Origin of the sequence: Leptospira sp. B5-022, assembly GCF_000347035.1 — a bacterium.
Taxonomy (GTDB): Bacteria; Spirochaetota; Leptospiria; order Leptospirales; family Leptospiraceae; genus Leptospira_B; species Leptospira_B cinconiae.
In genome coordinates this window covers 1-12,434 of record NZ_ANIJ01000032.1, presented here as the reverse complement: position 1 = coordinate 12,434, position 12,434 = coordinate 1, and the positions used below count along the sequence as shown (strand labels likewise).

Here is a 12,434-nt window from a genome sequence, read left to right as displayed (position 1 = left end):
CGGAATTTTTCATGCTAAAAGAACAAACCAGGGGATACATAGAACTTCCTAGAGGAGGGTATTTAGTCGAAACAAGCGAGGGCTTCTTTCAGATCGGCTCTCCTCCCGAAACCATCAAAGACACGATGGCCGAAAAAAAGACTCCCCTGGTATTCATACTTCCTAATAAATTTTTCCACGTAGAAAAAGGGATCAGTACCGCAGAACTTGAATTCCCGATCTACTTTAACTTCTTCTTAAGACAAAAAAAGACCACGATTATCTGTACCGCCGAGCAAAAAGATCAGCTCATCACAGTACTTAAAGAATCCTTAATGGGTCCGGAAGAGATCAATTTAGAATCCGAATATTTAGACGGTGCGGAATCTTTCGGCTTTCCTGATATGAAAGCGGAGATGGCCTATTTCAGAGGATACAAAGGATTAGATGATGTAGTCGAATTCCAAGTATTCGATAGAGATAATATGGTCAACCTGGGAAAAGTATTGGTACGTAAACTTCCTTCCGGCGATTTTAGGATTACCGATGGAACTAAAGAGACCGAGATCCCTGGAGAAGTCGGATTCAATATTAAATACGAGATCGGTCATCGGTTAAAGGAACCTTTCCAAGCACCTTTACTTGGGATCACTTGCCTCGGACCTTCCCATGGATTCGACCCCGAGGACAACACCTCCGGGTTTATTATCTGGTTGAACCACCAAGGAATTATGGTGGACCCTCCGGTAAATTCTACCGAGTGGCTTCGCATGTCCAATGTGAATCCTAAACTTATCAATCACGTTATTCTCACTCACTGCCATGCCGACCATGACGCGGGAACATTCCAAAAAATTTTGGAAGAGACCAAGATCACAATCCATGCAACTGCGACTGTGATGGAAAGTTTTATCCGAAAATATTCCGCCCTAACTAAAATACCTCGCAGGGAATTGCTCGAACTTTTTCATTTCCAACCGATCATCATCGGAAGACCTCTTATGATCAACGGTGGAGAATTCAATTTTCATTATGCATTACATTCCATTCCTTCCGTAGGATTCGAGTTCTTCTTCCAAGACCAATCCTTTGTGTATACCTCCGATCATTTGAACGAACCGGACGTGCACGATAAGATGTATGAAAAGGGAGTTCTTCCCGAATCGCGCTGGAAATTCTTAAAGGAATTTCCATGGGACAGAAGGATTATTTATCATGAGGCGGGAATTCCTCCTCTTCATACAAGAGTGAGTTATTTAGCGAGTTTGCCTCCAGAGATCCAGGAAAAGATCACCGTTTATCATATAGCGAGAACGGATATGCCTCCGGGAACAAAACTCAAATTGGCCCGTTTCGGAATTGAGAACACAGTTTATCCTGAGATCACTCCGCCGAAACACATGGAGGCTTATAATCTTCTCGATATCCTAAGCCAAATCGATATTTTCAGCGGTTTCCCGATAGAAAAAGCGAAGGAATTCCTACTCATTGTCCGCGAAGAAAAATACAAACGTGGAGATCAGATTATCAAGAAGGGAACTCCAGGCGATAAATTTTATATCATCGCTTCCGGGAACGTAAAGTTCGAAGGCCTTTTAGGAGATTCCGATATAGCGCCCATTAAACGATATGGTCAGTATGAATATTTCGGAGAAGCTTCCTTAGTATTGGATCTGCCTAGAGCCGCTGACGTTTTTGCAGAAACGGATGTAGTAGCTCTTACGATCGAGAAGAATAAGTTCCTACAATTTATCAGAAATACGGATTTAAGACAAAACTTAATACGACTGAACAGCATTCGCGACAGTAACTCTTGGAAAACACTGTTAGATTCTCGTCATTTTAAAGGACTTACAAGCCATCAAGTCACTCAATTAGAGATGATCATGAGACTTTCCAAGGTGAACAAAGGTTCAGTGCTTATCGCGGAAAAAGCGTTTTACCACGAAGCATATATCATTCGTCATGGAAAAGTAAGCGTTTATCAACACGGCAAAAAATTAGCCGAGTTGACTGATGGGGATTTCGTGGGAGAGATCTACGCGATATCCAAAAAGCTGGTGTCCAATTACACGTTCCAAGCGGAATCCGAAATGGAGTTGTTCTCTATTTCTCAGAATGAACTCATCCAGTACATTAAACGGAATCCCGGCGTTTACATGAGAATGAATACCGTCTACTGACACGGGAGATATACATGGAAAGAGTCCTACAATTTACCGAAGAGCATGAAGCTTTTCGTGATATGGCACGCAAGTTTTTCGAAACTGAAGTCGTTCCTCATCATCATGAATGGGAAAAAGTCGGAATGGTTCCAAAAGAACTTTGGAAAAAAGCGGGAGCAAGTGGACTCCTTTGCCCTGACGTTCCGGAAGAATTTGGCGGATCCGGTGCGGATTTCTTATATAACGTTGTTGTAATAGAAGAATCTTCCAGATCCGGAAACAGCGGATTTTTCGTATCTTTGCATAACGATGTGATCGCACCTTATATCACTGCGTATGCAAACGAAGAACAAAAAAAGAGATGGTTGCCCGGTTGTTGCAGCGGAGACAGCATTTTAGCGGTCGCTATGACGGAGCCTGGAGCGGGTTCTGATCTTAAAAATATCAGAACGAGCGCCGTGGACAAGGGAGACCATTATATAGTCAACGGTCAAAAAACATTTATTTCCAATGGGCAGCTTGCAAATTTAGTAATTACCGCCGTGAAACATGAAAACGGCACGATTTCGCTTGTTATGATAGAAGAGGGGATGAAAGGTTTCGAAAGAGGCCGTAATCTCGAGAAGATCGGACTAAAAGCTCAGGATACCTCGGAATTATACTTCAACGATGTAGTAGTTCCCAAAGAGAATGTAATCGGAAAAGACGGACAAGGTTTCCGGTATTTGATGATGAAACTCGCGCAAGAGCGTCTTGTATTGGCGATCGCAGCGGTAGAAGCCACAGCACTCGTACAAAGGATGACTCTAAAATATATTAAAGAGAGGATGGCATTCGGGAAAAAAATCGGAAGTTTCCAACACATCAAATTTCAAATGGCGGAAATGGCTACGGAACTGGAAATGTGCCGTACTTTCGTCGACAAAGTGGTTTCGGAGCATATTGCAGGAAAAAAATTAACCGTAGAGGCTTCTATGGCTAAATATTATTCCACCGAAATGCAAAAACGTCATACTGACCTTTGCCTCCAATTCTTCGGTGGATACGGTTATATGATGGAATACCCGATCGCAAGAGCGTATTTGGATGCAAGGATCCAGACGATCTACGCGGGAACCACCGAAATCATGAAAGAAATTATTGGTGGAAGTTTAGGACTCTGAAATAATCTCGAAATAGCCGTCGTCCAAGGGTACAATGGATCGAATGGCTCCTATAGAGAGTAAAATTGGGCGGTGTATTCGATATGCCGCTTTCCTAATCTTATCTTCTTCCGTATATTTTATCCCGGTTTCCTCCGCAGAAGCTCAGGTAACATGTATTCCTCCCGCTTCCGGAAACAATGTTTGTGATCTAATTCCTGCTTCCACCGCGGCTCAGTTCAACGGTTTGGAAGAAACGATCCGCAAGGAATATCTGAACGAACTCACTAAATCCATGGCGGACGCATCCGTTCTGGCCAATATCAACTCTTCCATGATGGGACCTGGAACTATTAACCGTTTTCAAGTGGGAGCGGGCCTTGGAGTTGCCGGAGTCCAAAAGGACGATATTAATATCCAATACAGCGATATTTCGATTCCTAAATTCCCGAATGTAGGAGCTTCGATCAACCCGGGAGCGATGGCGGGTGTGAACTTGGGATGGTTACTCGGTCAGGGACCTGCGGATCAGGCTGATCCTGATGAAAAGAATAAAAATTCGAGCAGATCCTTCCTTCATAGGATCAATATTTATGCACACGGTTTCCAAGGAAATATTTCCAACGGTGATATTAAATCCTTAAGTGACTCGACTTCCAAGGATCTATCCATGTCCGGAAATGTGAACAGTTTCGGAATGACTGTTAGATTTCAGATCGCGAGAGAAAGATATACCAAACTGGACTTCTTCGGATTTACGGGAGTTAGTTTAGGGATCGGCTTCCACAGAAAATGGGAAGAGATCAATATGAATTATCATCCAAGCGGATCCGATGCGGTCAAAGTTGAGTTCGGTCCTGCCACCGGTAGATGGGATGCGGATGTCAACTTCGCTTATCAATCGAAGGTCCAATCCGTTCCGGTGGATATTAGAACCGGTGTTAGGCTATTCTATTTCTTAACCTTGTTTGCGGGAGCCGGCATCTCGAATAATACCGGTTATACAAAATTGAACTTAGGGGTAAGCGGTCCTCTGTATTTGGCCCTAGACCCGAACGCTTCCGGTCTTCCTCCGGAAATTATCCAACAGATGAATGGGAACGCAAGCGGTACATTATCCTTAAGAACTAGCGGATCCGCTGATGTAAGGACCCAAATGAACTATTTCGTCGGTGGTTTTGAATTGAATATATTCATGTTCAAGGTATTGGCAGAAGCAATGGCCACGGACGATAAGATATACTCGGCGAACCTAGGTGTAAAATTCGCTTTATAGCCATCGAGTGACGGCTTCATGAGCGCTAGCGAGTATAAGTCTCCGGAAAGGCCGCTTTTAGGAGTCGGGCTAGTAAAATTGCCGAATCGTGGTTTCAAGAACGCAGTGGTGCCGTTAAAATTTTTCAAAGCCCAGGGAACTCGGCATTAAAATTCTCTTATTTTATTCGGAGAAATACAAAAAAGGCACGCCTTTTGCACTAATTTTAATAGAATGCAAAAGTCTGGAATCCATAGGATAGAATGTTCAGGAATTCAGCATTTAGCATCAAAGGTATCCGATGATCACTACTCCAGGAAAACCTCTACATCTCTCTTGCATTCCTAGGGGCGATGCCTATGCCCTAAAGGTCAATATTTCCAAAAACGAAATAGGGATCATTTATAGGGTAACGGCAGTTCTATACGTCCACGGGTGGAATATAGAAGAAGCGATTGCAGAAACTTCTATGGACGGTTATATCCAGGATATATTCATCGTAAAACGAATAGATTTTTCTCCTATGACGGACGAACATCTAAATGCGATCCATGCGGATCTGCATGAGTTGTTTTACGGCGGAATGTCCGTTATGAACTATTTGGCGAATCATCCTGAAAAGATGGAAAGTTTAAGGGCCAAAGTGGAGAATACTCCGGAAATTTTCCTATTCAATTCGGAGATAAGCGATTCAACGGTAATGGATCTTCGGATGGAAGATAGACCGGGAATCCTATTCGAAATCTCTCAGATCCTGTTCTTATTCGGAGTCGATATTCTTTCCTTTAAAGCGGTAACGGATTCCGGTCAAGTTCGAGATACATTCTTACTTAGATTGGAGAATGGATCCAAGCTGGACGAAAAACTTCATTTCCATAGATTAAAAGAAGCTTTAAACGCAGTTCTTTAAAGCCGCGAATACATCGGCAATCGTCGTATAACTTATTCTTTTTTAATTTTTAGAAGGCGGCTGTTTTACAAATAGAAACAAGCCTAAAAAAAGAAAACTCAAGATCCCTGATACTAAGAAAGAAGTCTGTGGTCCTTTTTGGGAATACACCACGCTGAACAAAATAGGCGAGATCCCTCGTCCGAAAGATCCTAAACTTCTTAATATCCCCAGATTTTTTCCCTGCTCACTCGGAGAGGAAAATAAGGACACCATAGAAGATACGGTAGGATTTAAGAAAGCGCTTCCCAATGCCAAGAATGTCAAAGATACGAATAGTAAGAATGTAGATCGGTCGGAAGCGATGACAGATGTGCTGGAAAAATATAAAAAAGAAAATCCTAATATCAAAAATACGGAAGCGAGAAGCCCCACTTTTTTTTCCGGGACCTTTCCGCTGATCCTACGGATAATCCCTCCTTGTACGAACACTATGATGAGTCCTATATAAACGAAAGTGTAACCGATACTTACAGGTTTATATCCTAAGAACTGATCCAAGTAAAAGTTCAAAGAGAATTCGAACCCGGAGAAGAAGAGAAGAAAATACAAATTTAAAAATCCTAAATACATGATCTCTTTGGAACCTAGGTCAAAAACTCCTAAAGCAGGATGTAACCTCCCTTCCGATTTTTTACGTAAATGATGAGGAAGAGTTTCTCTGAATCTGAAAAGAATTAGGAGTAAATTAACGAAGGAAGCCGCAGTCGCCATCAATGCAACGGAAGGAAAGATCGTCATCTTATCCAAAGGTAAAAAAGGAAGAATGGTTGAAGGATCCGTATGAGCCAAAATTCCACCGATAGAAGGGCCTGCGATAAATCCAAGACCGATCCCGGCGCCTATCATTCCCATTCCTTTGGTACGATCTTGTTCCGATGTGGAGTCCGCCATCGCTGCAGTCGCGACAGACACATTTCCTCCCATAAGACCCGTAATTACTCTAGAGAGAACGAATAAGGAAAAACTTCCGGAAAATAACCAGACCAAGTATCCTAAAAAACTACCGGTGCATGTAAAAACTAGAACCGGTCGTCTGCCGGTAGCGTCGGAAAGTTTTCCCCAGATAGGAGAGAATAAAAATTGCAGGATAGAGTATAAGCTGGCGACGATCCCGCCGAATAGAGCCACGAAAAGTTTCCAGTCGCTTGTTCTTCCATCCAAAATGCGCGATGTCCAACCGGCCAAAAGATCCAAAACGGGATCTCCAGCCTGGGCTAAGAAATGATTTAATGTTTCCGGAAAAATAGGGAAGATGAGGGAAAATCCCATCATGTCAATGAAGACTGTAAGTATTAATATGAAGGATTGTTTCCTCATCATGAGCGGCCTGAATAAGATCAGGCCTAGTATCCGGGACCCGGTTTGTTTGTCCCGAATTTTTCTAAGCTAGGACTTTTATCAAGTTTTCCGAATTTTATTTTTTAGTAAGCTTTTTCAGCTCTTCTATCGCGGACTTGGCCTTGGCTTTAAATTCTTCCGGAAGTGCCTCGTCAATTTGTGTCGAAATTTTTTCGAAATTCTCTTTAAGCTGATTGATCACCGCCTTAGAACTTTCGTTAGCATTCGATAACTTGTCCTGAGCGTCCATAACCGTCTTTTGGATCAGGTCCCTAAGTCGATTCGCTTGTTCCGATTGATTCTGGGCTCCCTTACTTTTCATATCCTGGTAGGCATGGTCCAGATCGGAAAGGCTTTGTTTTAGTTTATCTTCTCCGGATTGAAATAATGCGATTCCGGCGTTTAGGATGTCCATTAGAGATTTTTCCATGATTGTTACTCCGAGGGAACCAAGGATACAGAAGGAAAGGAAGTAGGTCCAGTATGTTCGGGGGAAAAATCCGATTTTTTACGGAATTGAAAAGAATTTAGGAGGGATTTTCCAGAAGTTTTCGGATCTGGTCCCGGATCTTTGCCGCCGTCTCATAATCTTCCGCTTTTAGAGCATTATCCAGGGAATCCTGTAGGATCTCTAACTGAGACTTGGGCAACTGGGAAATTTTTTCTTTTCCGATTGTTTCTCCCGGGATCTCGTCGTCCTTCATCACGATTCCCGCTTCCTCTATCACTTTTTTTGCCAGATATATAGGAGCATTTGCGCGAAGTGCCAATGCAATGGAATCACTGGGCCTTGCGTCGAGCACGATCAACTCCTCGTCTTTCCGTAAGGTGATTTTTGCGTAGAAAGTATTGTCTATGATCTCTTCGATCGCGATCTTTACGATCTGCACTCCCAGAGTGGTGAGTAGAATGGTCATCAGATCGTGGGTCATCGGTCTTGGCGGTTTGGTACCTTCTAAAACCGAGGTGATGGAATGTGTTTCCAGAGGACCGATAAAAATCGGAACGACCCTCTGATCCGAATCATCCTTTGCCTTCAAAAATACGGCAAAGCCCACATTCGTGAGAGAGATATTATATATGGTCGCTTCCAAAAGATCCATTTCCTAGTATTTGAACCTATCTTTCGTTTCCCGAAATGTCAAGCGTTCTAAACCTGGGGATCAAGTCGAGTCCAATCCTTTGATCCAGGAGTCGATTTCGGAGCACATTTCCTTTACGACCGGCATGTGGAAAACGATACCTAAGTGACCCTGTTCGTACGAAAGAATCTTATTTTTTTTATGAGGAAGCGCAGCAAGATCGTTCTCGATCGTCTCGCTTGGAACCACTTTGTCCACGGAACCTAAGACGGAAAAAAGTGGGATCTGCAGATTTTTTTGGAGCGCGGTATAATCCAAAGTTCCGTCATAGGAAAGAAAGGATCTATCCTGACTCAATTGAGATCTTAAAAATTGAAGAACTACTTTTGTAGACTCTTCACAAAAAATATCTTCGATCAGAAAATACCATTCTGGAGGAGAGATCTGTTTATAACCCACGAAGTCTCTAAGATTTACAACTTTCGCATGTAGATCGAAAGATACAGCTCTCAAAGAAGAATGTAGTCCCAGAAGAAATTTGAAAAATTTATTCAGATCGACTGTGGGAAGGGTAGTCTGCAAAGAAAAAGAAGTCAGGTCAAAAAGAAAATCGGAGATCGTTTTAGAAGGAACCAATTTTAGTCCCATCTTTAGAATGTCTAGACCCGGAATTTGTGCCTGCAGTCTCACAAAATTCGGAGAGGTGATGGAAACGATCCCGGAGATCAATTCATCCGGACGAGTGAGTGGAACAAGAGGATTCGTTTTTCTTTTTACGATCTCATCATAGGCTGAGCAATAAAAGCGGGGGATCATTCCCCCCATACTGTGGCCGACAACTACCAGCTGTTCGTTCGGAAAATTCTCTTTGATCCAGTTGAGAACCGCCGGAAAATCTTCTTGGATAAAATCGTCCACGGTCCAGCCTTCTCGTATTCCGAAAAGTGGTAAGGTCCTTCTGGATCTTCCCCTCATGTCCATAGAAAAAACCCTATACCCATGGCGGAGGGATAACTCTCTAGCTACTTTGTCCATTACGGACCTTCTGCAAAAAAAGCCGGGGATCAGAAGAAGGTTCTTACCGGTATCATTCCTTTCCTTAGGTTCAAAACGTTTTAAGCTAACCGAATATCCATCGCCGGAAGGAATGAGAAAACTTGCGTCCAATCGATAGGATCTTTGGTAGGTATGAGAATCGAATACGATGGTGGTAACTGGCTCGTCTTGACCGAAACCTCTGGTATAAAATAGATGTTTTGCTCTAGAATGAAGATCCGACTTTTCGATATTCTTACGCGCGTAGTAAGGATCTCCTTTTAGGCCCATTTCCTTGGAGATCACAAAGTCCACTACGTCGTACAAGCTATACAATTGTTGTCGTACTTCTTCCTCTTGTTCGGGACTCATATTGTCCCTACGGATGCCCCATAACATACCTATAGGAGAACCTTTTACGAATAAAGGAATCCCTGCGGCATAATTCATCGTTTTGGTAAGAAGCTGCTTTAAGTTGGGATGGACCCTTTCATCGTCCAAGCTATGGAAATAAACTTCCGGCCTCGCTTTTTTTTCCACGGAAAGGATCGCTTCTCTCAAATATTTGGCGGAAAGATTTCCAGGATCTTGTATAGAGATCGGGATCGTGTTACGGATGAAATCCTCGATACTCTGAAGGCCGATCCTATCCGTTACCTGCTTCATTCTAAAATGAGTGGCGGATGCTACGATCTTTAGGTTTTTATCTTGGATTGCTTCGAAAACGGAATATTGGAATACCGGTTTTCCGTTTGGAAGGGTCATGGAGACCATCTTGTTTACGAATGCATTCCAAACTTTCTGGAGAAATAAGTTCGTACTTTCGGAAAGCGGAAAGATATAAATATCTTCCGCTCCTACTGCATAAGCGCCCCCTTTCCTCCGGGGCTTAGGGTTGACCTTTCGGGCTAGGGTCTGGTCCATAGATTAAGTTTCCATTTCGCCCTATAGGCTGGCAATCTGGAATTCTGGCTAATTTTGGCCCGAAATTTAGAAAAATTTGGAAGAAATTTCTAAGATTTTGTGAACGAAAATTGATCCGAATGTTCTTGTTTGTTACAGAAGCGGATCGAAACTTCCTTCTCCCCATTCAATTTCCAGTGAATGTTTCCTTTCAACTGATCGACTAACATATTCACAAGTTGTAGTCCGAGTCCCGGAGAATAATCGGTTCGGAATCCTTCCGGGAACGGGGCGCCATTGTCCGAGACGATAAGGTTCACCCAAGAATTTTCTTTAAAAAGACGGATGGAAATTTTTCCCTCCTGTTTTTTAGGGAATGCGTATTTAAAAATATTCGTGACGAGTTCATTCAAGATAAGTCCGAGAGGGATCGCACTTTTTACATCAATTTCCAGATCGTCCAGGTCTAGTTGAAGAGAGATCCCGCTTGTTTTTTCTTGGAAAGCATTCAATAGATTTTCTGTGATCTTTTGGATATAACGATCCAGACGAACGGAATGAGAATTGTCGGAAGTATACAACATCTCATATAAATTTCCGACGGAATGGATCCGGTTTACCAAATTTTCCAAGGTATTTTTCCGCTTAGGATCGGATGATCTTGCTGCTTCTATTTCCACGATAGAGCTGATCATACTCATGCTGTTTTTGACCCTATGTTGAAGTTCTTTATAGAGATAATCCCTTTCATGAAGATCCTTCGCTAAAGTCTCGATGGCGGCCTTCGCTTCAGTGATATCCACGCAAGAACCGATAAAACCCGTAAAAATTCCGGATTCGTTTGTGATCGGGATCCCGTTATCTTGGACCCATCTCCAGTCCCCGTTTTTATTTTTTAAACGGTAAGTCATACTAAAAGGTTCTCTCTCGTCGAAGTGACTGGAATAGATCTGGATACATTCTTCCAAATCGTTTGGATGAACTCCTTCTGCCCAACCGTCCCCTAACTCCTGCTCCATACTCCTTCCGGTAAAGTTCAGCCAGGTTTGGTTGAACCAGTTGCATTTTTTATCGAGACCGGAAACCCAGATCATTACAGGTGCGGCATTTGCGACGGTTTTAAATCTAGATTCACTTTCTTTAATGTTCTCTAACAAAGTATATTCTTTGGAAATATCCCGAAAGACTAAAACGGACCCTATCGTATAACCTTTTTCGGAACGGATCGGAGCGGAACTTTCTGCGACCCGGTGCTCGGAACCAGATTTAGAAATAAGTAATACTTGGTTTTCCAGACCCATATTTTTTTCTTTCGGAGTAAGAACATCCAAGGAATTTCTCATTCTCCTTTTTGTCTTAGCGTTAACGATCTTAAAAACTCTTTCAATAGGCTCGCCGATCGCTTCCGCTCTGGACCAGCCGGTAAGAGTTTCCGCAACGTAGTTCATATCGGTAATATTTCCCAATTCGTCCGTGGAGATGACACCGTCTCCGATGGACCTTAAGGTTGCTTTTAAAAGTTCTTGGTTTTCTTTTAAGGATTCCTCACTTCTTTTTAACCGAAGATGAGATTCGTAAAGTTTGAATGCCATCTTGATGGAGGCAATGAGAACCGTTTCCCCGGAATTTTTAACTACGTAACCGTAGGAAGTGATTTTCTCCGTTTTTTCAACGATCTCCGGTTCGGTATGACTGGAGAGAAATACGATCGGGATATCCCTTGTTTTTAAGATACGGACCGCGGCATCCGTACCATCTTCCTCGTTTCCGAGATCGATATCCATAAGAACTAAGTCGATCGTATAATCGTTAGTCGCTATTTGAACGGCTTCCTCAGCCGTGCCGGCGGAGATTACCCTGAATCCGTTCTTTTTCAATCTTTGGGTTTCGGAGAGCGCAATGATTGCCTCATCCTCGACAAGAAGAATGGTTTTTTTTCTTTCTTCCGGGATGGGAAAGTATTCTCTAAAAATTTTTTCTACTGTCTGGATCATCCCGAGTGTCTCCTAACGCAAACTGTGTCAAAGTTTTGCCTAATATGTATATTATGACACAATTTGCCCGGTCTCAGTTACGAGGGCAAGCAAAACCGAAAAATTTAGACTCTCTTCCAATCGCTCTAGTTTGCCTAAAAACCAATTCGAAAGACATAATATTATGATTTCTTTACCTTATTCTGTCTCATTAAACAGTTTATGTCTTGTTGGCGATTAGCTCATCGAAGATCCTGCACGCGAAATTTCCGAATGGGCGTGAACGCTTTCGCTCAAAAGTTTCAAGTCCTTCTAGAACTTTATTTTAGAATGTAAGGAATTATTTCTTGGGCCTAGAAGGACTTGCCGTTACGCAGTCTCGCATCCTGCTCGACTAAGCTCCACGGCGTCTTTCTTGCGCCTTCGTCCATCCATGGACTCGGCACGCGTTTATTTACGCTCCCTATGGGTCGCTATAAACGCTTTCGCTCAAAAGCTTCAAGTCCTTCTAGAACTTTATCTTAGAATGTAAGGAATTATTTCTTGGGCCCAGAAGGACTTGCCGTTACGCAGTCTCGCATCCTGCTCGACTAAGCTCCACGGCGTCTTT

The 12,434-nt window shown here is 42.8% G+C and carries 9 protein-coding genes; 4 read left to right on the top strand and 5 right to left on the bottom strand.

Going from position 1 to position 12,434, the window contains the following annotated elements; all coding sequences use genetic code 11:
- Positions 1 to 11: 11 nt before the first annotated feature.
- From LEP1GSC192_RS13835 to LEP1GSC192_RS13820, 4 genes are all read left to right on the top strand, one after another.
- Positions 12 to 2,162 (top strand): cAMP/cGMP-dependent 3',5'-cyclic-AMP/GMP phosphodiesterase, encoded by a 2,151-nt coding sequence (locus LEP1GSC192_RS13835; protein ID WP_020770598.1) that lies wholly within the window; start codon positions 12 to 14, stop codon positions 2,160 to 2,162.
- A 14-nt stretch (positions 2,163 to 2,176) separates the two neighbouring features.
- The gene (locus LEP1GSC192_RS13830) at positions 2,177 to 3,307 is read left to right on the top strand and encodes an acyl-CoA dehydrogenase family protein (protein WP_020770806.1); all 1,131 of its coding nucleotides are present in this window, start codon (positions 2,177 to 2,179) and stop codon (positions 3,305 to 3,307) included.
- Between the two features lie 34 nt (positions 3,308 to 3,341).
- Positions 3,342 to 4,562 carry a hypothetical protein gene (locus LEP1GSC192_RS13825; protein WP_020770862.1) on the top strand — a complete coding sequence of 407 codons (1,221 nt, stop codon included), beginning with the start codon at positions 3,342 to 3,344 and terminating at the stop codon, positions 4,560 to 4,562.
- A gap of 280 nt (positions 4,563 to 4,842) precedes the next feature.
- Entirely contained in the window at positions 4,843 to 5,451 is a 609-nt protein-coding gene (locus LEP1GSC192_RS13820) for a hypothetical protein (RefSeq protein ID WP_020770809.1), read from the top strand.
- Between the two features lie 42 nt (positions 5,452 to 5,493).
- Here the strand turns inward: LEP1GSC192_RS13820 and LEP1GSC192_RS13815 are convergent, their stop codons facing one another.
- The 5 genes from LEP1GSC192_RS13815 to LEP1GSC192_RS13795 form a co-directional block, all read right to left on the bottom strand.
- Positions 5,494 to 6,810, bottom strand: coding sequence for an MFS transporter (locus LEP1GSC192_RS13815; RefSeq protein WP_036090291.1), 1,317 nt, complete (start codon positions 6,808 to 6,810; stop codon positions 5,494 to 5,496).
- A 97-nt stretch (positions 6,811 to 6,907) separates the two neighbouring features.
- Complete coding sequence (locus tag LEP1GSC192_RS13810) at positions 6,908 to 7,261, bottom strand: hypothetical protein (RefSeq protein WP_020770647.1); 354 nt, start codon at positions 7,259 to 7,261, stop codon at positions 6,908 to 6,910.
- 97 nt (positions 7,262 to 7,358) lie between these two features.
- Positions 7,359 to 7,934 carry a bifunctional nuclease domain-containing protein gene (locus LEP1GSC192_RS13805; RefSeq protein ID WP_008592198.1) on the bottom strand — a complete coding sequence of 192 codons (576 nt, stop codon included), beginning with the start codon at positions 7,932 to 7,934 and terminating at the stop codon, positions 7,359 to 7,361.
- A gap of 60 nt (positions 7,935 to 7,994) precedes the next feature.
- On the bottom strand, positions 7,995 to 9,872 hold the full coding sequence (locus tag LEP1GSC192_RS13800; RefSeq protein WP_020770804.1) for an alpha/beta hydrolase: 1,878 nt from the start codon (positions 9,870 to 9,872) through the stop codon (positions 7,995 to 7,997).
- A gap of 89 nt (positions 9,873 to 9,961) precedes the next feature.
- Complete coding sequence (locus tag LEP1GSC192_RS13795) at positions 9,962 to 11,845, bottom strand: PAS domain S-box protein (protein ID WP_020770769.1); 1,884 nt, start codon at positions 11,843 to 11,845, stop codon at positions 9,962 to 9,964.
- Positions 11,846 to 12,434 lie beyond the last annotated feature (589 nt).

Bases quoted from the DNA above. Each gene is read 5' to 3' on its own strand.
- LEP1GSC192_RS13795 (WP_020770769.1), bottom strand. From the start codon at position 11,845: ATGATCCAGACAGTAGAAAAAATTTTTAGAGAATACTTTCCCATCCCG.
- LEP1GSC192_RS13800 (WP_020770804.1), bottom strand. From the start codon at position 9,872: ATGGACCAGACCCTAGCCCGAAAGGTCAACCCTAAGCCCCGGAGGAAA.
- LEP1GSC192_RS13815 (WP_036090291.1), bottom strand. From the start codon at position 6,810: ATGAGGAAACAATCCTTCATATTAATACTTACAGTCTTCATTGACATG.
- LEP1GSC192_RS13810 (WP_020770647.1), bottom strand. From the start codon at position 7,261: ATGGAAAAATCTCTAATGGACATCCTAAACGCCGGAATCGCATTATTT.
- LEP1GSC192_RS13825 (WP_020770862.1), top strand. From the start codon at position 3,342: ATGGATCGAATGGCTCCTATAGAGAGTAAAATTGGGCGGTGTATTCGA.
- LEP1GSC192_RS13835 (WP_020770598.1), top strand. From the start codon at position 12: ATGCTAAAAGAACAAACCAGGGGATACATAGAACTTCCTAGAGGAGGG.
- LEP1GSC192_RS13830 (WP_020770806.1), top strand. From the start codon at position 2,177: ATGGAAAGAGTCCTACAATTTACCGAAGAGCATGAAGCTTTTCGTGAT.
- LEP1GSC192_RS13805 (WP_008592198.1), bottom strand. From the start codon at position 7,934: ATGGATCTTTTGGAAGCGACCATATATAATATCTCTCTCACGAATGTG.
- LEP1GSC192_RS13820 (WP_020770809.1), top strand. From the start codon at position 4,843: ATGATCACTACTCCAGGAAAACCTCTACATCTCTCTTGCATTCCTAGG.